The following is a 24,438-nucleotide window of genomic DNA, read 5'->3' as shown; positions in this document are numbered from 1 at the left end:
TGGCTTTTTTATAAGTAAAAAGGCCTCAATTTTGAGGCCTTTTACTTTGAAACTAATTAAATTAATTAAGAGACGTATGCTTATCACGAATCATTATTGCAGCCGCTAAGGCGCCAATAAAGACTAGGGCAATTGACATGGTTAAAACATGGCTAAAACCGTAATCAAAAGCTCGAGTAACAATGGTACTTAGTTGGTCCATGAAAGGTGTATTGCGGAGCTGAGCTGCTTGAGGTGAATGAAGCACTTCTTTTCCTGAGAAAGGACCTGCAGCTAGTAAACCATGCTTGATACCATCAATTGCATTGGCCGGTAATTGAACAGCACCAATTAAATGATTGATTTTAGTCTGGTAACCACTGGTTAATTGAATACCAAGCATTACAACTCCAAAACTAATCCCAAATTGACGGAAAACGTTAATGATACCACTGGCCATGCCAAGATGCTTTGGATCAACAGAACTAACTGCGGCTGATGATAGGGGTGGATTAACGGTTGCGTTACCAATTCCCATTAACACAAAGCCTGCGACGAAATCAATATAGGTCATGGTTGGTGAAAGGGCATATTGGATAATCAACAAACCACAACCGATAAAGGTTAGACCACCAAAAATTAACCAACGATTACCCCAGCGATTCGTTAAAATACCAATAATTGGCCCTAGGAATAAGCTGAATAGGCTGATTGCTAACTGCCGAACTCCGGTTTGCATGGCTGAATAACCAATGTAATTTTGCATCAATACTGTCAAATAAGTATAGAAAGCATACAAGCCAGCGCCAAGGGCAAAGGAAGCTAGTGCAGCGCCGACGAAGGTCCAAGACTTAAAGATGTGCATATCCATCATCGGGTCATTTAAGCGTAACTCTATAAGTATAAAAACAATTAACAGTACAATTCCCAAGGTCAAAAGGCCAGAGACATGAATGTTTAACCAAGTCCAGCCTGGGTGTTGTTCCTTTTGTAAGAGTCCCATGATTAGGCTAAAAACAGCTCCAGTGCTAATAATGATACCAAGCCAATCAATCCGGCCTTGGTGTTGACCAGCTGTATTATCAATAAAGAAGAAGCCCATCACTAGGGCAATCAACCCAATGGGAAGATTAACAAGGAAAATCGCCCGCCATGAAAAGAACTGAACTAAGATACCACCAGCAAGTGGGCCTAAGGCAGTTGCCAGTCCAATGACGGATGACCAGATACCTAGGGCAATCCCTCGCTCCCGACCTTGGAAGGTTGATGCAACGATGGCCATTGATAGGCTCATCATACCGGCACCGCCGATTCCCTGGAAGCCACGGGCTAAATTAAGGGCTAATCCTGATTGCGCTAAGGCCGAAGCCAGCGAACCTAAGGTGAAGATTAACATTCCAATTTGAAATAAGTGCTTCCGACCAAATAGGTCACCTAATTTGGCAAATAATAGTAGGGAAACAGCGTACATCATTGTGTAAGCATTAATAATCCATTGTAGATTATTGAAGCTTTCATTGAAGTCTGTTTGGATAGTGGGTAAAGCGACATTTACAACGGTGACGTCAAGTAGCGACATAAAGACGCCGAGACAGACAGCAAATAGCGCTAGCCAGTGCATTAGGTGCTGGCGTTTGATTGACTTTTCTTCAGACATTATTAATTTTCTCTCTCTGTTTGTAATAGATTAATAAACTCGGGGCTAGCAGTTGTTATTTTCATTGCTTGCGCCCACTCAATTGCGGTAGTTGTTTGTTTAATGCGATACTCTTGTAACTTTGTCGCCATAAAGCGATCGGCAGGCACCATACTGTCGTTATCAGCAATGCCAGTAATGCCGCGGCGAGCACTAGCAAGGTCAAGTTCCTGATAGGCAATGAAGCTATTTAAAATCATTTGCCGTTCGTCAGCTGCGAGATGGTGTAAGTTACTTAGTTTGAAAGTATATTGAATATCTTCATTTTTGCCGGCCTTAATTGGAGCAAGCATTAAATTATGGAAGGTTTGCCGGCCTTGTGCAGTAATGCTGGCAATTTTTTTTGAACGTTGGCCGGGTTCAGCTGTTTCAGTTAAGGTGATATCACCCGCAGCAACTAATTTATCAAGTAAAGGATAAATAATGCCCCAACTAACTTTAAAACGCGGGCCTAACTTATAAGCCAAAATTTCATGTAATCGGTAACCAGATAAACTGCTATCTAGCAACTCACCCAGTACGAACAAAACGTACATAGCATCCTCCTTAATTTAGATATATCTTTTTGATATATCACAACGTTATATAAATATACACTTAATTTTTCAGAAAACAAGCTTTGCAACAATTAACTTGTTTCATGTGAAACAATGCCAACTATCGCGCCTATTGTGTAAGTATGGAATAGAAAATTTATTATAAAGAAATAAGCTAACAACATTCGTTGCTAGCTTATAGTTGGTAAATTTAGTTATTCAAAATCAAAAATTAATCCTGATCCGGTGTTATGTCCTTACGACTATCATTAGATTCGTAATGAGGCGCCTCTGGCATAATGATTGCAGCGACAATATAAGCAATCAAAAGTGGGAAACCACTAGTAATCAGGGCAGCAACGACAAAGATTACCCGGACTAAGGTTGGATCCCAATCAAAATACTCAGCAAAGCCACCTAAAACACCACTAAAGACGCGATTGTTAGAACGATATAATTTTTTAGCCATTTTATACACTCCTTTGCTAATTATGCTTAATGATGGAAGCTACCTCCATTATAAAGCTAAATGAGCTTGCTTGACAGAATTACAAACTCACCTTATGATTATATCATATTATACGTTATATAGTATTGTAAAGGACGATGGTATAGCAATGCAACTATCAAGTGAATTAATGGATGGACTTGTTTTGGCATTATTAGATAAAGATAATCTTTATGGTTATGCCCTAACCAAGCAGGTGCAAGCGCATTTTGCAGTTTCAGAGTCAACGATGTATCCAGTTTTACGTCGGCTTAAAGCCCGTGGCCTGGTTACAACTTATGATGAGCCATTTGAGGGGCGCAATCGACGTTATTATCAGATTTCTGCGCAGGGAAGAGCTGAATTAGCAACAATTCAGGCCGACTGGCAGATGTTTTCAGCACAAATCAATGCTGTTATAACAGAAGGGGTCAATGCTGATGGAGAATGAGATTTTTTTTAAGCAATTACGTGGTCATTTACGCGGATTAACTCAGGCAGAGCAGGATGATGTTATTGATTTTTATCGTGAATATGCATCAGATGCTAATTTGGCAGGTGAGCGTTTGATTAAAGCTTTTGGAACACCTAAACAGTTAGCACGACGCGTTTTGCTTGATTATTCAATTCGTTATGATGATATGGTTGATAATGATGCACCAAGCGTAACAGAAACACCACGCATACAGCAGACAAAACGTGTAAAAAGGCAAATGAATTTATTGTGGGTAATCTTGCTTGCCTTACTTACTTCTTGGGTCTGGATCCCGGCTGTCTTACTAATTTTAGCTGGTTTATTTGTTTTCGTAATGCTGGTAATTTTTGTTATTTTGGGCTTAGCCTTTGCAGCTGTATCAGGAATAATGTTGCTTTGGGCTGGTGTTAGCTTAATGGCACAAAGTTTACCAAGTGGCTTTTTCTGGCTAGGAGCTGGCTTTGTTTTAATTGGTATTCAATTTGTGGCTTGGCCAATTGGTTTATTAATCCTTAAAGTCGCTCTGGATGGTCTAATTACTTTTGCAAAGTTTTTAGGTCGGCGCTTTTCAAAGGGTACAAAAAGAGGGGGGAACACACATGCCTAGGTTATTAAAGGTGATAATTATTGGCTTTGCTTTAATTGTAATTGGCATAATTATGATGGTGCTTAGTGAACATTTTGGTAGCATTAGAGGTTTTAATTGGAATAATCATGGTTTTGCCATTGAAAATGTCCGAGTATTAAGCGCAATTTTAAAATTCTAATGTGTGTGTAGGCGAATAGACAACAACGTGGTAGACTGCTAATGAGTGCTGTTTAATGTACTACTTCTACATTAACGAGGGTTTGTTTATTATGATTATTGAATTTATTCGGTCAATTATTATTGGGATTGTCGAGGGTATTACAGAATTTCTACCTGTTTCATCAACTGGCCATATTATTATTGCTGAGTCTTTGATGAAAATTCCTGGTGGAGTTGTATGGACCAAAGCCTTCACCGATATGTTTGATTATGTGATTCAACTAGGTGCAATTATGGCGGTGATTCAGCTTTACTTTACAAAGCTAAATCCCTTTACTTCAAAGAAGTCTTATCGCGAACGCGTAGCAACTTGGCGTCTATGGTTTAAAGTGATTATTGGTGTTTTGCCAGCTGTAGTTTTTGGCTTCCTGCTAAACGACTGGATGGATGCCCACCTAATGAATCCGTGGGTGGTTGCTGGAACCTTAATTTTTTATGGTATCTTATTCATTCTATTGGAGACACGAAACGAGCATACAAAGCCATGGCTGACTGATTTGGACAAGATGAGTTGGAAATTAGCTCTAGCGATTGGTTTCTTTCAAGTCCTATCAATTGTGCCCGGTACATCACGTTCAGGGGCGACAATTTTAGGAGCAATGTTCTTGGGTACATCAAGATTTGTTGCAGCAGAGTTTTCTTTCTTTATGTCAATTCCAGTTATGTTTGGTGTATCAATTCTTAAAGTTGGTAAGTATCTAGCCAACGGTGGTGCATTTACTGGTACACAAGCCGTGGTAATGACGATTGGCTTTTTAGTTTCTTGGGCAGTTGCCTACTTTGCAATTAAGTTTATGATGCGCTACATTCAAAATCATGACTTTAAGATTTTTGGTTGGTACCGAATTGCTTTAGGAATCTTAGTGATTCTATTAGGCATGTTTGGGTTATTACATGTTTAAAAAGTTGAGTAATTAAATTGATTAAGGCAAGCTATATTAGTAGTTTGCCTTTTTTGTATTATGTAGCTTAAAGAAGCTTGTTTAAGTTAGGCAGATTATTATAAAAATCGACTATTATTAGCTGTTTTAGCGGGAAGCTAAGCATGGCCGGATTTTTGACACAATTTATGAAGATTTGCTATGATATAGATTGTGTCGGGGGGCGCATGGATAACGAGTTATAAAAAAGTCACCCTATCATAGGGTGACTTTTTATTTTAAAGATAAGATTGTTTATGTAAATCTTCTAATGATTCAAGATGGAAACCTTTACGAGATAGAACTCGGATAATCTTTGATAGGGTTCCTTCATCCACTGAGTCAGGTAAGGTAAACAGAATTCTTACAGTCCGTGGATTATCATCGGGATTAATAGTCATTGAAGAACTAATGATGGTGTAGCGTGAAATGATTTTTGCGGCTTTCTCTAAACTACCGCGCTCACCATCAGTTAGTAAGGTCAACGTATAGCGACCTTCATCAGTTTGTAGAGATTGAGCAAATAAGTCCATTAGCCGACTGTGCGTGATGATGCTTAAAAAATGATTATCTTCATCAAGAATACTAATAAATGGCAGGTCGCGCATATTAAAAAGTAATTCAAAGAATGTGGCGTTGATACCGATGAACTTAGTCATGTTACGCATCATCGCAGTGACAGGTAAACTACGATCACCTTGATTCATCAAATATTGATAGATATGCATTTTATAAATGGCACCGCGGAATAACTGACCAGATGCATCCAAAATTGGAATTGCGCGAAAGCTAGTATATTCTTCAAATAGGGCCAAGGCATCTTCAATTGTAGCGTCTTCGCTAATAGTAATCAGTTCATCGCGAGGCTTAATTAAAGTTGCTAACATTTTTCGACCTCATTTCATTTTATAATCTAATAATTATATCATGTAAATCTTATATTACCTAAGTAATAGGCAGTTAAAAATTAAGCTTTTGAGAAAATTATTAAGTCATTAGGAGCCAAAAAGCGACTTTGCATAAGAATCTTTGCGAAATCTTCGGTGCTTTCCGGATGGGTTTTATTAATCCAGTGGCGCACTAGATAGACCACGTTATTTACAACAATTTCTTTTGTGTAGTCAATGGGTAAGGTGTCTGAGAAATACCCATTACCTGATTGAAGCTGTTGGGCAAAGGTGTCATCAATCACGTTTTTAATTTCGTCAAAGAATTGAGGATCACCATTTGGCGACATTAAGACTTTCATTGTATGACGTTTTTGATCGATATAGTAAAGTGCATGATTGAATAAGTTATAGAGATTGTCACTCAATTCTTCATTCGGAGAGGTAGAGCTAGCATCATTAATACTATGAACCTCAATCGTAGCAGCAATATCATCTTTGATGATTTTTGTAATATTAGCGCGTAAATCATGTTCAATGCTTGCTAATAACTCATGTTTGTCGGCATAGTGCACGTAAAATGTCCCGCGACTAACGGATGCTTCACGTGTTAAATCGGAGACGGTTAGGTTTCCAAAGCCTTTACTTTCTACTAAGTTGATAAAAGCTTCTCTAATCCTGGTCCGCGTCAAATCTGTACGTTCACTCTGTTTCATAAAATATACCCCCCTATAAATTGAACACATTCACTTAATCTAGTCATTGAATACTTGTAGTCAAGTGCTATTATGTAACATTATGAGAAATTATTCAACACGCTGTTAAATACATAGATAAGGGAGGAGCCGTTTAAATATGTTTAAAGCTGAGTGGAGCTGGTTTAGAAACAACAAATTTTATTATTTAGTAATGGCTGCATTAATTTTAATTCCAACAATCTACGCGATTGTCTTTTTGAGTTCACTTTGGGATCCATATGGAGAAACCCAAAATTTGCCAGTTGCCGTGGTTAATCAGGACAAAAAGGCCGATTATCAAGATAAAGAGTTGACTTTGGGTAAAGATTTAACGAAAAATTTGGAGAAGTCAGATGCAATGAAATTTACCGTCCTTTCATCACAAAAAGCAAAAAGTGGGCTTGATGATGGTAAGTACTACATGGTTATTACGATACCTAAGGACTTTTCTAAAAACGCAACGACTTTGTTGGATAAGCAACCTAAACAAATGAAGTTGGATTACAAAACTAGCTCAGGACAAAGTTTCGTAGCCGGTAAGATGACTGAGTCAGCTGCAAAAACAATTGTTAATAATGTTTCGAGTGAAGTTACTAAGACCTATGCTAAGACTTTGGTTGGTTCAATTAAGCAACTAGGTAAAGGAAGCAAGGAAGCCAGCGCGGCAAATGGTAAGTTGGCAGACGGAACGAAGGCAGCACAAGATGGTGCTAATACAATTGGTACAAATTTGCAGACTTTAGCCGATGGAAGCTTAACCTTGCAAAATGGGACGCAAAGTTTGAAAACAGGGTTATCAACCTATTTGAATGGAGTTGCAAGTGCTAACCAAGGTAGTCAGCAGCTAACTAGTGGTATTACTACTTATACTAATGGGGTACAAACTGCGGCAGCAGCGAGTCAACAACTGAAGGCTGGGCTAAATCAGCTGAATGGGCAACTTAATTCTGCTGATACACAAAACCAACTTGCTAGTGTTAAGGGTACCGTGGGCAAGATTATGCAGGACTATAATACCTTGCAACCTTTGCTAAGTGCAGCAGATCCGGAAACCTTGCAGTTGGTACAAACGCTACCAACCTTTATGCAGCAACTTCAAACAGCTCTAAAGGGTGATGCAGCAATCCGTAAGAGTGCGGTTAATGATGCGATTAACAATACAGCCGACTTAACTGCGGATCAGAAGCAAGCGGTTATTGGCAACGTAGACGGTGCCTTAGATCAAGCAGATAGTAAATCCAATGCTGGAGCTGCTTTGAGTAGTCTAGCAAATAATAAGGCTTTCCAAGAAACTATGGCTAACTTGCAAAAGTTAAGTAGTCAACAAGCTGCCTTATTGAATGCGGCCAGTGATTTGCAAAAGCAAATGACTGCTTTGCAGGGAGTCAACCTTAATGATAAGTTAGCGCAAGTTGCTAGCTTATCAAGTGGGGTGGCCCAACTTTCTGCAGGGGCTGACCAATTAGCTAGTGGTTTGAATACCTTAAGTGATAATTCAACTGCTTTACAAAGTGGTAGTCAAAGTCTTTCAAATGGGTTGAGTCAACTAACAAATCAAAACCAGACAGTCTTGAGCGGAGTTGATCAACTTAATAGCGGAGCAAGTGCAATTACTTCTGGTAGTCAACAATTGGTAAGTGGTTCAAACGAGTTGGCAAGCAAGTTAGGTCAAGCGGTAACTGGTAATCAGACCCTAGCCGATGCACTTGGCAAGGCTGGTAAGCAAACTGACGCTGTTAAAGCTAAGTCGAGCGTCTTTAACCAAATTGCTAGCCCGGTCACAAGTCGCGGAACTGAAAAGGATCGTGTGCCAAATAATGGAACTGGTATGACTCCATACATGTTCTCAGTTGGTTTGTATGTTGGAATGTTGGCCTTTAATGTGATGATTGATATGGTTACACCACGCCGCCGTCCAAGAAATTTCTTGAGCTGGTTTGGGGCTAAATTATCAGTCCTCACGTTCTATGGCTTTGTTGCTGCTAGTTTAGTTTATGTTCTATCAATTTCGGTTCTTGGTTTAGACCCAGTAAATCGACTTGGTACTTATGGAATGCTATTACTTACAGCGCTAACCTTTGGTGCCATTACGACAACTTTGTCATTGTGGTTTAAGAAACCAGGTGCCTTCTTAGGAGTGGTCTTCTTGGTCTTGCAACTTTCTGGTTCAGCAGGAACATATCCAATTCAAACGTCAAGTAAGTTCTTTATGTGGCTAAACCCATATCTACCAATGACTTACACGGTACGAGCTTTCCGTGAAACAATTATGATTGGTGGTTCGGCATGGACGGACGCCAAGATACTATTAGTAATTATGGTAGTCTTCTTAATCATTATGGGTGCTTATTATGCAGCTAATATGCACACCTATACAATGATGAAGGATGCAGATTCAAACGTTGAATAAGAAAACAGCTAGTTACTAAAAGTAACTAGCTGTTTTTGCTTTATTATAGCAGGTAGGGAAGAACTAGCGATAAAAAAGCTTGCCGTGTCGATAGTTTGGTGTTATGTTGTATTTACAATAATAAATAACTGATCGTTATCCCCGGATAACGTGTTTAACAGTACCATATACGTTCCACTAGGGCACCGCTGAGGTGAGGAGCGTATGGGTGCTGTTTTTTTACAAGGAGCAGATTATGAATATGGATGAATTTGAACTCAAAATCAAAACAACTGATGAGTTGACGAATCAAGAGTTATTAACGATTATGCAAGAACGGGTCAAGGTATTTGTGGTTGAACAGGACTGCCCATATCAAGAAATTGACCTGCAAGATAATGATGCAACCCATGTGTTTTTGATGGACGGGGCTAAGTTAGTTGCCTACACGCGCATTATCGAACATAGTGATGGTGAGCATGTTAGTTTTGGTCGGGTCTTGGTTGTTAAGGAATACCGGCGGCTACATCTTGGACGTAAAATCGTTGCAGCAACTTTAGCTGAATTAAGGGTGAACCATGCTGGCCGGGCAATTAAGATTGCCGGGCAAAGTTATTTACAAGCTTTCTATCATTCATTTGGCTTTAAAAACGTTTCTGATGTTTATTTGGAAGATGGGATTCCCCATGTTGATATGGTCTTAGACAATTAAAGAAAAATATGGACGAGCTGGGAGGCAAACATGCAAATAATTATTGGATTAGGCGCACTAGCCTCGTTTATTTCTGGGGTTATGTATGTGATTGCAACGATTAGAAATAAAATCCAGCCCAATAAGATTACTTGGCTGCTCTGGTCAGTGGCACCAATGATTTCAGTTATTGCCGGTTTTTTAAAAGAACCTAGTTGGGCGTTAGTACCAGTTTTTATGGCTGGCTTTATGCCATTGTTAGTTTTTATCGCTTCATTCTTAAATCGTGATTCTTATTGGGACATTAGCCTCTTAAATTTAGCATGTGCAGCAATTTCAATTCTAGCTTTGTTGACGTGGTACTTTACTAAGAACCCCAATTTAGCGATTATTCTTTCAATTATTGGAGATTTTGCGGCTGCCTTACCAACTTTTATCAAGGTCTGGCGTCGACCACTTAGTGAAATTCCTTGGCTCTTTTTAACTGGTGTAATATCACCAACATCTGGCTTGCTGGTAGCGACCAGATTAACCCTTAGTCAAGTTGGTTTTTCAATCTATTTGGTCCTTTTGAATTTAAGCCTAGCCTTGTTAATATATGGGCGTCGTTGGTATAAATACAAGCGGCCAGGCGCTAAAGTTGGACTAGAATGATGTTTATTAGCACAAATCTAAGTTAGTTACTTTGTTTTGATCAATAAAGATGCGCTTGTTATGTTAAGGTGGTAGAATGATACAATATTCCTAGGAATGATAATGGCTGACCTAATTAATATGGGTTTGCCAGTTGTCTAATTTGGGAAGTAATTGCAAAACTGATTATTAATAGAATGCCAAGGTGTACGAAGTAAGTTACTAGGTGTTAGGGTTGGGATATTTCATCTCAGCCCATTTCGTGCATTATGGAGTGAAAATAAGGGGTTACATATAATAATGAAAATGATTGTTGGTTTAGGAAACATTGGCGCTGAATACGCACACACAAGACATAACATTGGCTTTATGACAGTTGATGCACTAGCAGCTAGCCAGGGAGCTAACTTTAAAGTTGTTAGTAAGCAGCATGCGATGATTGCAGAAATTAATTTAGCGGGTGAAAAAATTCTGCTAGTTAAACCAACGACCTATATGAATGAATCAGGTCAAGCAGTTGGTCCATTAATGGATTATTACAATTTAGCTTTAGATGATCTTTTGGTAGTACAAGATGATATGGATATGGACTTGGGACGGCTACGCTTGCGGGCAAAGGGTTCAGCAGGTGGGCATAATGGCATAAAGAGTATCATCAATCATCTAGGTACGCAGAGCTTTGCCCGTTTAAAATTTGGAATTGGTCATCCTAGTCATCAACACCAAGCGGTAGTCGATTATGTCCTTGGAAAGTTTAGTAAGGACGAAGATATTGATGTTTTACGTGGAACAGACAAGGCACTTGAAATTTTCACCGCCTTTGCTGATGGGGATGATATGTCAACAATGATGAACGCATTTAACTAGAGGAGGATTTTGTGGCAATTTTTGACTTATTGCAAACAGATGCTAGTTTTAATGAGCTAGTTAAAGCAAGTAAAAGTGGCGGTCGACATTTAATTACTAGTTTAACTGGGACGGCCCGAACGGTTTACCTGGCCGGAATTTGGCATGAACGTGCTGTACCAATGGTTATTACTACAGATAATCAATTTCATGCGGATCAATTAGCTGAAGATATGGCAGCCTTGATTGGTAGTGAACACGTTGGGATTTTTCCGAGTGAGGATACAATTGTGGCCGAAATTGCAGTTACTTCTTTGGACACAAAACTGGCCCGCGTTGAAGCTTTGAATTTGTTATTAAATGACCCTAAAGCGGTCATTATAACTTCAGCAGCTGGAGCTCAGCGATATTTGCCACCAGTATCAGTCTTTAAAGCCGCTACTCTAAAAATTGATTTTGAACATAGCTATGATTTAAAGAAATTAAGTGCTGATTTAGTAAGAATGGGCTATGTTCGGAGTAATGGGGTAGAACAACCGGGCGAGTTTGCGCTGCGTGGCTCGATTATTGATATTTATCCGTTAAATTTAGATAATCCAGTGCGCTTGGACTTTTTTGATACAGAACTGGATTTGTTACGCACGTTTGATGTTGAAACGCAGCGTTCACTCGAGAATTTACCAGAAGTTGAGATTTTACCGGCTAGCGATTTGGTTGTGGCCAACGATGAGTATGCTGAAATTAAAACGCGCCTAGAAATTGCAATGACTACTGACCGAGATGCCTTGGTTGGCGCTGATAAACGACATTTGACGGAGAGTTTTCATCCATTGTTAAATGCTTTGGATCAAAACATGTTCTTACCAGAAATTCGACAGTACTTGCACCTGGTCTATCCAGATGCCACAAGTATTTTTGACTATCTACCGGAAGCTGGTCTGGCAGTTTTTGATGATTTTCCACGTGCAATCGAAAATAGCCAAGCTAGTTTGGAAGAAAACATTGCTTGGTGGGAAACTAAAGCAACTGAACACCAAGGATTGAAAAAATTTGACTATGCTTGGCAGTTAACGGATCTTGCTCGTGATTTAAGGCAGGCCTCAATTATCTTGTCACCTTTACAAAGGTCAATCGGTAATTTAAAGCAAAGTAGCTTAACAAATGTGGTGGTTCGACCAGCACAGCAATTCTTTGGTCAGATGAATCTTTTAAAGGGTGAAGTTGCCCGTTGGCAAAAGCAGGGTATGACGATAATTTTTGCGGTTAATACAGCAGAACGGGCGAACCGATTGCTGGAGACCCTGGCGAATTATGATATAAAAGTCAATCAAGTCGCCGTCGATAAGCTTGTCGCCGGGCGAACCCAATTAACAGAGTTAGCTTTGAGTGCCGGTTTTGAATTACCAGCGCAAAAATTAGTGTTATTGACGGAACGTGAATTATTTCAGCAAGTGCAAAGAAAAGTACCGCGCCGTCAAACCCTCTCAAATGCTGAACGTTTAAAATCGTACAATGAATTAAAGCCGGGCGACTATGTTGTCCATGTGAATCATGGAATCGGGATTTACGAAGGAATGGAAACGATTGAAAATCGTGGTATTAAGCAAGATTATATTACGATTGGTTTTTTGGATGATGCCAAGATTTTCATTCCAGTAACCCAGCTTGATTTAGTGCAAAAGTACGTTGGTTCAGCTGAGAAACAGCCAAAGCTAACCAAGCTTGGCTCGCCACAGTGGGCCAAAGCAAAAGCCAAAGTTGCAAAGCGGGTTGCCGATATTGCTGATGAATTAATTCAGCTATCGGCACAAAGAGAACTCCAAAAAGGCTATGCCTTTGGACCTGATGATGCTGAAATTCAACGCTTTGAGGATGCTTTCCCCTATCCAGAAACGCCGGATCAGTTACGTTCAGCCGATGAGATTAAAAAAGATATGGAACGCGAACGTCCAATGGACCGCCTATTGGTTGGCGACGTTGGTTTTGGTAAGACCGAGGTTGCCTTCCGGGCAGCCTTTAAAGCGGCTCATGAAGGTAAACAGGTTGCAATTTTAGCGCCTACGACAATTTTGGCCCAACAACACTTTGATTCGATGCAAAGTCGGTTTGAAGATTTTGGTATTAAGACGGCGGTCATATCAAGATTCCAAAGCGCTAAGGAGTCAAAAGTAATAAAAGAACAGCTAAAGAATCATGAAATTGATATTATAGTTGGAACCCACCGGATTATATCGAAGGATATTGTTTTTGCTGATTTGGGTTTGGTAGTAATTGATGAAGAACAACGTTTCGGGGTTCGACATAAAGAGCGCCTAAAGCAGTTACAACCAAATGTTGATGTTCTAACTTTGACCGCAACACCGATTCCCCGGACACTAAACATGTCAATGGTCGGGTTGCGTGATTTATCAGTGATTGAAACGCCTCCAGCAAATCGTTATCCAATCCAGACCTATGTTATGGAACAAAATCTAGCCGTCTTGGGTAATGCAATTGAGCGCGAAATGGCACGTGGTGGGCAGATTTATTATTTGCACAATCGGGTCGAAGATATTGCGCAGGTTGCAGCGATGGTTGAGCAAATCGCACCAGAAGCCCGGGTTACCTATGTGCATGGCCAGATGTCAGAAGCGCAACTAGAAGGGGTTTTGGTTGATTTTATCAATGGTGAGTATGATGTCTTAGTTACAACGACGATTATTGAAACTGGGGTTGATATTCCAAATGCCAATACCCTTTATGTAGAAAATGCAGATCATATGGGTCTGGCTCAGCTTTATCAATTAAGGGGTCGCGTTGGCCGGTCGAACAATATTGCCTATGCTTATTTCACCTATCCAGGTACCCGAACCCTAAATGAAGAAAGCGAGAAACGATTGACCGCGATTCGTGACTTCACAGAACTAGGTTCAGGCTTTAAAATTGCCATGCGTGATTTATCAATTCGGGGTGCCGGTGACTTACTTGGCCAGCAGCAACACGGCTTTATCAATGCGGTGGGTTATGACCTTTATACGCAGATGTTACAAGAAGCTGTGGCTCAGAAGAAAGGTAAAGGTAAGGCAAAGAAAAATGATGCAGAATTGGATTTGCAAGTCGAAGCCTTCTTACCTGAAAGCTATATTGCTAATGGACCACAAAAAATTGATCTTTATCAGCGGATTCGTAAGGCTGATAGTCAAGCGGAATATGACGAAATTGCCGAAGATCTTCAAGATCGCTTTGGTGATTTACCGGCAGCTGTGACACGTTTGTTGCTGGTTGGTCGGTTAAAGTCGCTTGCAGATCAAATTGGAATTAAACAGATTAAAAAGGATTTTGCACGTAATAATATTTTATTGGTTAGCTTCAACGCTGACAGTAAGGTCACGGGTGCTAGTCTAATTGCTGCTTTGGCTGGTCGCCGCTTAAAGGGGCAAATTAAACAGAGTGATCCATTAAAGGCGGAACTAGTTTTGCAGCCAAAGATGACAGCGGATGATTGGTTAACCGATTTGTTAGCGTTAATTAATCAGCTTGTATAAGTTGAGGAAAGATACATGAGTAAAACTAAGGGTCAAAATTTAGTGGTTGGTGCAAGTGTGCTAGCATTAGCTGGATTAATCGCCAAAATTTTATCAGCAGTTTATCGGGTTCCCTTCCAAAATTTAGTGGGAAATACCGGCTTTTATGTTTATCAACAAGTTTACCCAATCTATGGTATTGGGATGGTTTTTGCTTTGTCAGGCTGGCCTTTATTTGTATCAAAATTAATTGCCGAACAAAATGGTGACCCGTTGAAGGAACAACTGGTTGCTCGTCGGATGTTTTGGCTCTTAGTCTTAATATCTGTGGGCCTCTTTCTTTTGATATATGGCGCAGCACCAGTAATTGCGATTTTAATGGGGAATGATACTAAGTTGACTGGGGTGATTCAGGCAGTTGCATGGATGTTTTGGTTAATGCCATTCTTAACAATTGGGCGTGGTTTTGCACAAGGCAAGCAAGACATGCTACCAACGGCGATTTCACAGGTAATTGAGCAAGTTGTTCGGGTGACAGTGATTTTAGTAGCCGCATACTGGGCAGTCAAACATGGCTGGTCAATGTATTTAATGGGTGCTTGGACAACTTTTTCAGCAACGCTGGCGGCTTTGGCAGCAAGTGTATTTTTGATTAGTACGTTACGCCAAGTATGGCATGATCGACTACCAGCTGATTTGCGGCTAGCGCCAAACTTTAACTGGCGTCACTTACTAGGGCGTTTGCTCAATGAGGGTGGACTATTAGCAATGATTGCGGCATTACTAGTTTTGCTGCAATTAATGGATTCATTCTCAGTAAAGGTCCTACTCGAAGACAGCGGGTTGCAAGCCACGATGGCTGAAGCGACCAAGGGGGTCTATGACCGTGGTCAACCTATGGTTCAATTGGGGATGGTAGTGGCAACCGGCTTAGGAACTTCATTATTACCAACTTTGCGCTTACACTTACTTAATGAAAATGAGCAGGCCTTTAAGACTGATTTTCAAATGACAACCCGCCTATCATTACTATTTTCCGTCGTAACGACTGTCGGGTTAGTTGCAATTATGCCAGCCCTTAATCAAATGCTGTTCGGTAGTCAGCAAGGTTCAACGGCGTTGGCTTGGTACAGTCTAACGATAATCCCTGCCACTTTAATTACAGTCCTAGTTTCAACATTGCAAAGTTTTAACCGCACGAAAGGTTTGGCTTGGATGATCAGTTTGACCTTACTTTGCAAATTTGGTTTAAATATTTTGTTTGTGCCAATGTGGCAAATTAATGGTGCGAGTGTAGCAACTCTACTTGCTTTAGTACCACTAACGATTTTTACCATTTGGCGCATTCCAAGCGGACTTTGGCATAAGTGGCGTCCAGCCAACTGGTATTTCAAATTAATTGGCTTGGCTGGCATGATCGGCTTAAGTGCCCGTTTTAGTTATATTTTAGGACGTTTATGGTTTGGTAGTTCACGGCTAGCTAGCGTTGAGCAAACGGTTTTAGCGATTATGTTTGGCTTAGTTGTTTGTATAATCATGTTAAGATTAACTAATATTTTATCAATTGAAGAGTGGTTAGCTTTACCACATGGAAAAAAGTTTTATGACCGCTTCATAAAGAGGAGAAAAAATGCGATTAGATAAGTTTTTGAAAGTATCACGTTTGATTAAGCGCCGAACGGTTGCTAAGGAAATTGCTGACCAAGGACGAATTGATGTTAATGGTAAAACGGTAAAATCATCTAGTGATGTTAAGGTTGGCGATGAATTGACAATTCGTTTTGGTAATAAAGTTTCAATAATTAAAGTTAACGAAATTGTTGAAACAACCAAAAAAGATGATGCAGAACGGATGTACACTATTGTGGATGAAAAGTACGCTGAGGCATCCACGGAAATCGATAACTAAAAATAAGTAACGTTAAGTTATAAAATCTTGCAAAAAGTTTAAAGAACATCTTAAAAAAGTCAAAATTAGTATAAAGCAGGTTAAAGTAGAGTCAGATATTTTCTTACTAGTAGTTGTTTTTAACAAGAGGAGAAAGGCTATGGCTCGACAAGCGGACCGACAAGTGAATATCCGCCCTTTGAATGAAGGCGGCGCGCGTGAGTTGCGTTTTCAAAGCAATTTGAGTCAAGCGCAACTCACGCGTAATGCAAAAGTGCATACTTTTCGGCGACGCTTTGGTTGGGTTTTGACCTTAGCGATTTTAATTATCGGCATTGTATCGGTATCAAGTGGTATGCGTGGGTATGACGCCATTGCGTCACAAGTTACAACAGCTAATAAAACGCTTGCTACTGCTAAGGCAAGTGGTGTCAAGTTAAAACAACAGAAAAAAGATTTAAATGATAAAACGTATTTGCAAAATTACGTGCGCGAAAAATTAATGTACACAAAGTCAGGTGAAGTTGTATTTAGCTTACCTAATGGCGGTAAGAGTTAGTAGGACGCTGAGACGGTAACGTCTCAGTTTTTTAGTAAAAAGGAGATTTTATGCGAGCTCGGGTAACGAGAGCAAATTTGATTCAGCAAGTCCGAAGCGAACAATTGTTTGATAAAAATGATCATATCTTAGTTGCATTTTCAGGAGGATATGATTCCCTGCACTTATTGCATTGGCTTACGGATGGCACTTTGCCGGCTGACATCCAGCCCCGTGTTAGTGGACTTTATGTTAATCATCAATTACGTGCAGATTATCAATTAGCTAAAGAAGAGCAATTAGTACGGGAAACTTTTGATCAATTGGCTGATAAATTGGTGACTAGTAAGGTTGTTCGATTAGATTGGCAAGAAAAACCACAAAGTGCAGTTGAGGAGCAAGCCAGAGAACGGCGGTATGCAGAATTGGCCGATTTTGCACAAACAATTGGCAGTAATAAAATTGCTACAGCACATCATCAAGGCGATCAGATCGAAACGATTTTGTATAAATTGATTCGTGGTGGGCAAGCGGCGCAGTTGCAAGGAATGTCTTCTTGCCAAGTTCTTGCTCCAGGGATTGAAATTATTCGTCCATTTTTAGATTTGCAAAAAGCGCAATTACCCGATTTGCTAAAAGAGCCGATAACCGAATGGATTGAGGATGATAGCAATCAAGATATAAATTTTGCGCGCAATCGTTTACGGCAAAAGGTGTTGCCAGAACTTAATTTGATAAATCAAAAAGCTGGGGCGAATATAGTTAGACTATCGCAACAGATAGCAACTCTAATGCAATTAGCACAACCGGAACTAAATCGGCAAGTAGCCGCTTTAAAGCTGGGGGACTTAGCTTGGCAACAGGATTCAGCGGTATTAGTTTTGATATTGCAAAGTTGGCTCAACGGTCAGGGAGTTTTTGATATAAAAGATCGCCAGTTAGCACAGGCGGTAAAAATGATGCAAAATAAGAGCACAGCGCATGGTGAAGTACTTCTATCAAACGGACGCGCATTGATTAAAAATTACCAGACTTTAAAATTACAAATAACTAAATAAAAATATTTGCTTACCTGATATTAACCAATAAATTTACATTAAAATGACTAAAAAAATTAAGAACTTTTGTGTTATTATTGTTACTGTGTAACGGTAGATAACCTTTATATTTAGGAGAATATAAACCCATGAGTCAAAATGACATGAACAATGACATTGAGCGTGTTTTGTACAGTGAAAAAGACATTGCTGAAGCAGCGGCTCGAATTGGCCAAGCCCTCGCAAATGATTATGCGGGACGGACACCAATTCTACTTTCAGTTTTGAAAGGAGCAGTTTTGTGGACGGTCGATGTTATGCGCCATATGCAATATGCAGAGGTCGAATTTATTGATGTTTCAAGCTACCACGGCGGTGTAGCAAGTTCAGGTGAAATTGATCTGATTACTGACTTGAAAGCCGATATTGTTGGGCGCGACATCATTATTTTAGAGGACATCGTTGATACCGGTCGCTCACTTAAATTTATGCTCGATCTTTTAAAAGAGCGTGGTGCAGCCTCCGTCAAGGTTGCCAGCCTGCTTGATAAAAAAGAGGGTCGTGTGGTTGAAGCAACTGTCGACTATGTTGGTTTTGACGTACCAAATGCCTTTGTTGTAGGCTATGGCCTAGATTACAAGGAACTTTACCGTAACCTGCCATACGTAGGTATCTTGAAGCGCGAGGTCTATGCACCTGAGCATAAAGATATTTTGGCAAATGATTTAGGATAAAATGAAAACATATTGTTTCAATATGTATATGGGAGGAACACATGGACAAGAAGCCACAAGGCAACAACAACTTTGTTCGTAATAGTTTGTTCTATGTAATTGTCATCCTAGGAATTTTGGGTTTGATATATTGGGTGGCAGGTCCGTCACAAGGATCAGCAACTGAAAATGTGTCCACTTCAAAGTTTTTGACAGAGTTACAGGACAAAAAAGTTAAGGACTTTACTATTAAACCAGGTGCTGGTGTTTATGAAATTAGTGGTGAGTATCGGACAACGAGAAAGTCAGATCAAAAAACAGAGCCCGGTTTGTTTAATCTTGGTGGTCAAGCGGCCCGCACCGAAGTTAGCCACTTTACAACCAAGGTAATTTCATCAGATCCAATTCTAAATGAGATTGGTCAAGCAGCTAGCAAGACTGATACTGAGATGAAGACGCAACAACAAGATTCAGATATTTTGAGTAATATCTTGGTCACAGTTGTACCAATGTTATTGGTCTTTGGATTGTTGTACTTCATGATGAATGGAATGTCACAAGGTGGTCAAGGTGGCCGCAGTGGTGGTGTTATGGGCTTTGGTAAGTCAAAGGCCAAGCCTGCCGATCCATCAAGTAATAAAGTGCGTTTCCAGGACGTAGCTGGTGCAGAAGAAGAGAAGCAAGAACTAGTCGAAGTTGTTGAATTCTTACGTGATCGTGATAAGTTCACTAAGCTAGGTGCGCGCATCCCATCTGGTGTCCTACTTGAGGGACCTCCAGGAACTGGTAAGACTTTATTGGCTAAGGCAGTTGCTGGTGAAGCTGGAGTACCTTTCTTCTCAATTTCAGGTTCTGATTTCGTGGAAATGTTTGTCGGTGTTGGGGCAAGTCGTGTACGTGATTTGTTCGAAAACGCTAAAAAAGCTGCTCCATCAATCATCTTTATTGATGAAATTGATGCCGTTGGTCGTCAACGTGGTGCCGGTATGGGTGGCGGAAACGATGAACGTGAGCAAACTTTGAACCAGATGTTGATTGAGATGGATGGTTTTGAGGGTAATGAAGGCGTTATTGTCATTGCCGCAACCAACCGTTCTGACGTCTTAGACCCTGCTTTGCTTCGTCCAGGTCGTTTCGATCGTAAGATTTTGGTTGGCCGTCCTGATGTTAAGGGACGTGAGGCAATCCTAAAGGTTCATTCAAAGAATAAGCCATTAGATTCAAATGTTGATTTGAAAGAGATTGCTAAGCAAACCCCTGGTTTTGTCGGTGCAGATTTGGCTAATTTGTTGAATGAAGCAGCGTTGATGGCTGCTCGTCAAGGTAAGCAGACAATTACGGCTGCGGATGTTGATGAAGCCGAAGATCGAGTAATTGCTGGACCAGCTAAGAAGGACCGAGTTGTTTCTGAAAAGGAACGCAAGACTGTTGCTTATCACGAAGCGGGACATGCAATTGTTGGTTTGGTGCTAAATGATGCACGAGTTGTGCATAAGGTGACGATTGTGCCACGTGGTCGCGCTGGCGGTTATGCAATCATGTTGCCACGTGAAGACCAAATGCTAATGTCAAAGAGTGATGCAACTGATCAAATCGCTGGTTTGATGGGTGGTCGGGCTGCCGAAGAGATTATCTATAATCAACAATCTTCAGGAGCTTCAAACGACTTTGAGCAAGCAACTGGAATTGCACGTTCAATGGTTACACAATATGGAATGTCTGATAAGTTGGGCATGGTTCAATTAGAGGGTGGCGGTCAGCCATTCCTTGGCCGGTCTTATGGTGATTCACCAAACTATTCAGAAGAAACAGCTCGTCTGATTGATGAAGAAGTTCGTCGTCTTACTAACGAAGGTTATGCAAAAGCTCATGACATTATTGTCCAGTACGCTAGTGCGCATGAAGCAATTGCCCAAGCTTTGTTAAAGTACGAAACTTTGGATGAAAAGGCAATTTTGTCATTGTTCAAGACAGGTAAGATGCCAAACGATGTTGACAACGATGCAGAAGCACGTCCAATGTCTTATGATGAAGCCAAAACGGCCGTTCAACATAAGGAAGCAGAGGCAACACCAGTCGAAGATGGTGAGACAATTACACCGGATGATGATGATTCATTATCATAAGGTAATTTGATTAAACTACGTTAAGCCCAAGTTTACTTGAGCCTAACGTAGTTTTTTAATCTTTAGGTATCTAGCTTAATAAGCTATGTTTGTAAAGAATTAACATGTTAAGATAGTTACATAATTTAAGCAAAGAAATGGAGATAAAAATGGCTGATAAGTTAATCCGCGTAACAACGATGGATGGTAATTTTCGTGCGATTGCCGTTGATGCGACTGAAATGATGCAGGCTGCCGCCAAGTTTCATGATGCTAGCCCGTTGGGAGTGGAGATTTTAGGTCGAGCGCTAATTGGTTCGCTCTTGGTTGCAAACGCAGTGCTTAAGGGTGAAGAGCGTCTAGCTGTCGCTATTGATGGTCACGGCCCCGCCGGTAAAATTGTGGTTGAAGCTAGTGCTACTGGTGATGTTCGTGGCTATGTTACAAATCCCCAAGTGACTTTACCAAATTTGACTACTGAGCAAAGTGCAGTTGCTAGTGCAGTTGGAACGGATGGCTTTTTGCAGGTAACTAAAGAAATTGATTTCGGTGAGCCATTTACTGGGTCAGTTCAGTTGGTCACAGGCGAAATTGCGGATGACTTTACCTATTACATGGCTAAATCAGAGCAGATTCCATCAGCCGTTGCCCTTTCGGTTAAAGTAGATGACCAAGGGCAGGTTTTGGCAGCCGGCGGCTTTATTATTTCAACCTTACCTGATGCGGATGATGATGCAATTCAAAAGCTAGAGGCGAATTTGGCAACCTTCCCAAATATTTCAGCTCAGTTGTTAGATGGCTATACACCTTATACTATTTTAGAAGAATTGTTTGGTCATGAAACAATCAAGCTATTGTCTGAAACTGATTTGGGTCTGTTTCCAGAAATTACCAAGAGTGAGTATGGTCGAATGGTTGAGACTTTGCCGTTGGAACAATTGCAAGCGATGATGCGTGAAGACCATGGTATCAATATAATTGATCGCTTTACAGGTAAAGAAATTGATTTTAATGAGGCTGAACTTGCATCAATTATTGCAATCAAGCAAAATGAAGCGGAATAAGGCTTGCAAAACAATTGGCAAATTGGCAAACTAGTTATTGGCTGTGACTATTAAGTTATTCAGATAAAAATTGAAAAAGAAATCGAGGCAACAATTATGGCTGATCAAGCAATGATGTCATTAAATGACCAGATGCTTATTCGTCGTGAAAAAATGACGGAATTACGAGATGCGGGTATTGATCCCTTTGGACACCGCTTTGAGCGTTCACATACAGCAGCAGAAATTCACACCCTTTTTGATAACAAGACGAGTGAAGAATTAGAAGCTGAAGCTAATCTAGTAACGATTGCAGGACGGATGATGACTAAGCGACGTTCAGGAAAGCTAACTTTTGCTGATCTTAAGGATCGCTCTGGCCGTATTCAACTTTTTGTACAAAAGTCAGTTGTTGGTGATGAGAGCTACGAATGGTTAAAGAAGTCTGACTTAGGCGATATTTTAGGTGTCACCGGAACAGTGATGAAGACCAAAGCAGGTGAGCTTTCGGTTAATGTTAATGAAATTACACACCTATCTAAGGCTTTACGTCCTTTACCTGATAAGTACCATGGCTTGACGGACGTGGAGACACGTTACCGTCAACGTTACCTTGATTTAATTGCTAACCCAGATTCAATGGATCGCTTTATGAAGCGGTCTAAGATTATCTCAGCAATTCGTTCTTACATGGATGGAGAAGGCTTTATTGAAGTGGAAACACCAATCTTGTTGACCTCCGCTGGTGGAGCGACTGCTCGTCCATTCATAACACACCATAATAGTCTGGATGTCGATATGTATATGCGGATTGCGACTGAATTACCATTAAAGCGCTTAATTGTTGGTGGTATGGAGCGAGTTTATGAAATTGGCCGAATTTTCCGTAATGAGGGGATGGACCCTAAGCATAATCCTGAGTTTACGACACTAGAATCATATGCAGCTTATTTTGATTTCAAAGATGTAATGGAAGAAACGGAAAACATCTTTAAGGCAGCCGCCCGTGCAGTTACGCCTGAGATGAAAGTTTCTTATCAGAATCATGAGATTGATTTGGCTAAGCCTTTTGCCCGTAAGCACATGCTTGATTTAATCAAAGAAGTGACTGGTGTTGATTTTTGGCAACCAATGACCATCGAAGCAGCTAGAAAAATTGCTGAGGAAAAGGGTGTTAAAGTCGAAAGCTATTGGGAAGTCGGCCATATCATTGCTAAGTTCTTTGATGAGTTTGTCGAAGAGACCTTAATGCAACCAACTTTTGTTTATGGCTACCCAGTAGAAGTATCACCTTTAGCTAAAAAGAATGCCGAAGACCCACGTTTCACGGACCGTTTTGAGTTGTATATCGTTGGGGGCGAATATGCAAATGCCTTCACGGAATTAAATGACCCAATTGACCAACGCCAACGTTTTGAGGCTCAGGCCGCAGAAAAGGCTGCTGGTAACGATGAAGCCGAAGGTATTGATGAAGATTACATTGAGGCACTTGAATATGGTATGGCGCCAACTGGTGGACTAGGGATTGGTATCGACCGCTTAGTAATGCTTTTGACAGATACAGATACAATTCGCGATGTCTTGCTTTTCCCAACGATGAAGCAAAATGCACCAAAGAATAGCAATAAAGCAGCTGCTAAACCAGTTGAAAGTACTAAAGCAGCCACAGATGATCCTAAAGTTGCTAAAAAGTTATCACGGGACGAAGCTTGGGCAATCTTGACTCAATATGTGGATGATCCAGCTTTGTTAGAGCATTCTAAAATTGTTGAAGCAATCATGCGTTACTTTGCACGACAAAATGGTGCGGATGAAGATTTATGGGGTGTAACTGGTTTGTTGCATGACCTTGATTGGCAAAAATGGGGTAAGGGTTACCATACCTTCAAAGCAACTGAGATATTGACTGAGTTGGGTGTTGACCCAGCCTATATCCATGCAATTCAGAGCCATGCCTATCATTTCGAAACCGATGTTGAACCAAGTAATTTGATGGAAAAGACCTTGTATGCGATGGATGAACTAAGTGGTTTGATTTATGCTGACGTGCAAATTCGACCATCAAATAGCATCTTAGACGTTAAGGTGAAGTCAATTAATAAGAAATTCCGACAAGCTTCATTTGCCCGTGGTGTCGACCGCAATTCAATCAACGAGGCTCTTGAGTTACTAGGGATGGATTTGAACACAGCGATTGAAGGTTGCATCAATGCAATGAAGGAAAATGTAGACGAATTAGGCTTACGCGGGACTCTATAAATTCAATACAGACAAGCAGTTAGTTGATAACTGCTTGTTTTTTTGTGTTTGGGAAAATTAGTCGATAAAAGTACTTGACGAACCCTAATGTAATCTGTAATATAGATTAAGTTGTCAGAGGCAATCTGATGATTTTATCTACATCTTACTTCAAATAAAGTCATATAAAGTCATATAAAGTTATTGACAAAGTTTGATAAATAAGATATGATATAAAAGTTGTCTTAGGGCAATGTAGATCATTGAAAACTGAATAACGTTTCGATAA

Annotated in this window: 22 protein-coding genes and 1 pseudogene; 18 read left to right on the top strand and 5 right to left on the bottom strand. The window is 40.4% G+C overall.

Annotated elements, in window-relative coordinates:
- Positions 1-61: 61 nt before the first annotated feature.
- From TT13_RS09240 to TT13_RS09230, 3 genes are all read right to left on the bottom strand, one after another.
- Complete coding sequence (locus TT13_RS09240) at positions 62-1,636, bottom strand: MFS transporter (RefSeq protein WP_045477107.1); 1,575 nt, start codon at positions 1,634-1,636, stop codon at positions 62-64.
- Between the two features lie 2 nt (positions 1,637-1,638).
- A complete protein-coding gene (locus TT13_RS09235) occupies positions 1,639-2,211 on the bottom strand; it encodes a PadR family transcriptional regulator (RefSeq protein ID WP_052348614.1) in 573 nt (190 codons plus the stop codon).
- A gap of 232 nt (positions 2,212-2,443) precedes the next feature.
- Positions 2,444-2,680 (bottom strand): PspC domain-containing protein, encoded by a 237-nt coding sequence (locus TT13_RS09230; protein WP_027699703.1) that lies wholly within the window; start codon positions 2,678-2,680, stop codon positions 2,444-2,446.
- A 142-nt stretch (positions 2,681-2,822) separates the two neighbouring features.
- Here TT13_RS09230 and TT13_RS09225 point away from each other — a divergent pair, with 142 nt between their 5' ends.
- The 4 genes from TT13_RS09225 (at position 2,823) to TT13_RS09215 (ending at position 4,883) form a co-directional block, all read left to right on the top strand.
- On the top strand, positions 2,823-3,149 hold the full coding sequence (locus TT13_RS09225) for a PadR family transcriptional regulator (RefSeq protein WP_027699702.1): 327 nt from the start codon (positions 2,823-2,825) through the stop codon (positions 3,147-3,149).
- A complete protein-coding gene (locus TT13_RS09220) occupies positions 3,139-3,780 on the top strand; it encodes a DUF1700 domain-containing protein (RefSeq protein WP_027699701.1) in 642 nt (213 codons plus the stop codon). The genes TT13_RS09225 and TT13_RS09220 overlap by 11 nt, the downstream gene beginning before the upstream one ends.
- Positions 3,773-3,940 (top strand): hypothetical protein, encoded by a 168-nt coding sequence (locus TT13_RS11350; RefSeq protein WP_190279656.1) that lies wholly within the window; start codon positions 3,773-3,775, stop codon positions 3,938-3,940. Before TT13_RS09220 ends, TT13_RS11350 begins: the two co-directional genes overlap by 8 nt.
- Before the next feature lie 94 nt (positions 3,941-4,034).
- Positions 4,035-4,883, top strand: a complete 849-nt coding sequence (locus tag TT13_RS09215; RefSeq protein ID WP_027699700.1) for an undecaprenyl-diphosphate phosphatase — start codon at positions 4,035-4,037, stop codon at positions 4,881-4,883.
- A 257-nt stretch (positions 4,884-5,140) separates the two neighbouring features.
- Here TT13_RS09215 and cbpA read toward each other — a convergent pair whose 3' ends face one another.
- Together cbpA and TT13_RS09205 are read right to left on the bottom strand one after the other, a co-directional pair.
- The gene (gene cbpA / locus TT13_RS09210) at positions 5,141-5,788 is read right to left on the bottom strand and encodes a cyclic di-AMP binding protein CbpA (RefSeq protein WP_027699699.1); all 648 of its coding nucleotides are present in this window, start codon (positions 5,786-5,788) and stop codon (positions 5,141-5,143) included.
- A gap of 80 nt (positions 5,789-5,868) precedes the next feature.
- A complete protein-coding gene (locus TT13_RS09205; protein ID WP_027699698.1) occupies positions 5,869-6,504 on the bottom strand; it encodes a TetR/AcrR family transcriptional regulator in 636 nt (211 codons plus the stop codon).
- A 139-nt stretch (positions 6,505-6,643) separates the two neighbouring features.
- Here TT13_RS09205 and TT13_RS09200 point away from each other — a divergent pair, with 139 nt between their 5' ends.
- From TT13_RS09200 to TT13_RS11565, 14 genes and pseudogenes are all read left to right on the top strand, one after another.
- Positions 6,644-8,935, top strand: coding sequence for a YhgE/Pip domain-containing protein (locus TT13_RS09200; RefSeq protein ID WP_027699697.1), 2,292 nt, complete (start codon positions 6,644-6,646; stop codon positions 8,933-8,935).
- Positions 8,936-9,176: 241 nt separating this feature from the next.
- Positions 9,177-9,626, top strand: a complete 450-nt coding sequence (locus tag TT13_RS09195) for a GNAT family N-acetyltransferase (protein WP_027699696.1) — start codon at positions 9,177-9,179, stop codon at positions 9,624-9,626.
- A 30-nt stretch (positions 9,627-9,656) separates the two neighbouring features.
- Complete coding sequence (locus tag TT13_RS09190; protein WP_027699695.1) at positions 9,657-10,259, top strand: hypothetical protein; 603 nt, start codon at positions 9,657-9,659, stop codon at positions 10,257-10,259.
- Positions 10,260-10,538: 279 nt separating this feature from the next.
- Entirely contained in the window at positions 10,539-11,105 is a 567-nt protein-coding gene (pth, locus tag TT13_RS09185; protein WP_027699694.1) for an aminoacyl-tRNA hydrolase, read from the top strand.
- A gap of 11 nt (positions 11,106-11,116) precedes the next feature.
- Positions 11,117-14,608: a transcription-repair coupling factor gene (gene mfd / locus TT13_RS09180; RefSeq protein ID WP_027699693.1), complete on the top strand. Its 3,492-nt coding sequence runs from the start codon at positions 11,117-11,119 to the stop codon at positions 14,606-14,608.
- Between the two features lie 15 nt (positions 14,609-14,623).
- A complete protein-coding gene (locus TT13_RS09175) occupies positions 14,624-16,231 on the top strand; it encodes a putative polysaccharide biosynthesis protein (RefSeq protein ID WP_027699692.1) in 1,608 nt (535 codons plus the stop codon).
- Positions 16,218-16,496 (top strand): RNA-binding S4 domain-containing protein, encoded by a 279-nt coding sequence (locus tag TT13_RS09170; protein ID WP_027699691.1) that lies wholly within the window; start codon positions 16,218-16,220, stop codon positions 16,494-16,496. Before TT13_RS09175 ends, TT13_RS09170 begins: the two co-directional genes overlap by 14 nt.
- Positions 16,497-16,635: 139 nt before the next feature.
- Positions 16,636-17,034 (top strand): FtsB family cell division protein, encoded by a 399-nt coding sequence (locus TT13_RS09165; protein ID WP_045477104.1) that lies wholly within the window; start codon positions 16,636-16,638, stop codon positions 17,032-17,034.
- A gap of 50 nt (positions 17,035-17,084) precedes the next feature.
- Positions 17,085-18,071, top strand: a complete 987-nt coding sequence (gene tilS, locus TT13_RS09160; RefSeq protein ID WP_027699690.1) for a tRNA lysidine(34) synthetase TilS — start codon at positions 17,085-17,087, stop codon at positions 18,069-18,071.
- A gap of 143 nt (positions 18,072-18,214) precedes the next feature.
- Positions 18,215-18,784 carry a hypoxanthine phosphoribosyltransferase gene (gene hpt / locus TT13_RS09155; RefSeq protein ID WP_045477116.1) on the top strand — a complete coding sequence of 190 codons (570 nt, stop codon included), beginning with the start codon at positions 18,215-18,217 and terminating at the stop codon, positions 18,782-18,784.
- Positions 18,785-18,825: 41 nt separating this feature from the next.
- Complete coding sequence (gene ftsH / locus TT13_RS09150) at positions 18,826-20,889, top strand: ATP-dependent zinc metalloprotease FtsH (protein WP_027699688.1); 2,064 nt, start codon at positions 18,826-18,828, stop codon at positions 20,887-20,889.
- A gap of 149 nt (positions 20,890-21,038) precedes the next feature.
- Positions 21,039-21,932 carry an Hsp33 family molecular chaperone HslO gene (gene hslO, locus TT13_RS09145; RefSeq protein ID WP_027699687.1) on the top strand — a complete coding sequence of 298 codons (894 nt, stop codon included), beginning with the start codon at positions 21,039-21,041 and terminating at the stop codon, positions 21,930-21,932.
- A gap of 96 nt (positions 21,933-22,028) precedes the next feature.
- Positions 22,029-23,513 (top strand): annotated as a pseudogene (gene lysS, locus TT13_RS09140) (lysine--tRNA ligase); the annotation flags it as partial.
- On the top strand, positions 23,508-24,170 hold the full coding sequence (locus TT13_RS11565) for an HDIG domain-containing metalloprotein (protein ID WP_278279346.1): 663 nt from the start codon (positions 23,508-23,510) through the stop codon (positions 24,168-24,170). The pseudogene lysS and the gene TT13_RS11565, both read left to right, overlap by 6 nt.
- The last annotated feature ends 268 nt before the right edge of the window (positions 24,171-24,438 follow it).

The organism is Weissella oryzae SG25 (assembly GCF_000691805.2).
Taxonomy (GTDB): Bacteria; Bacillota; Bacilli; order Lactobacillales; family Lactobacillaceae; genus Weissella; species Weissella oryzae.
Note: the sequence above shows the minus strand (reverse complement) of the source record. Positions and strands in the feature narration are given on the sequence as shown.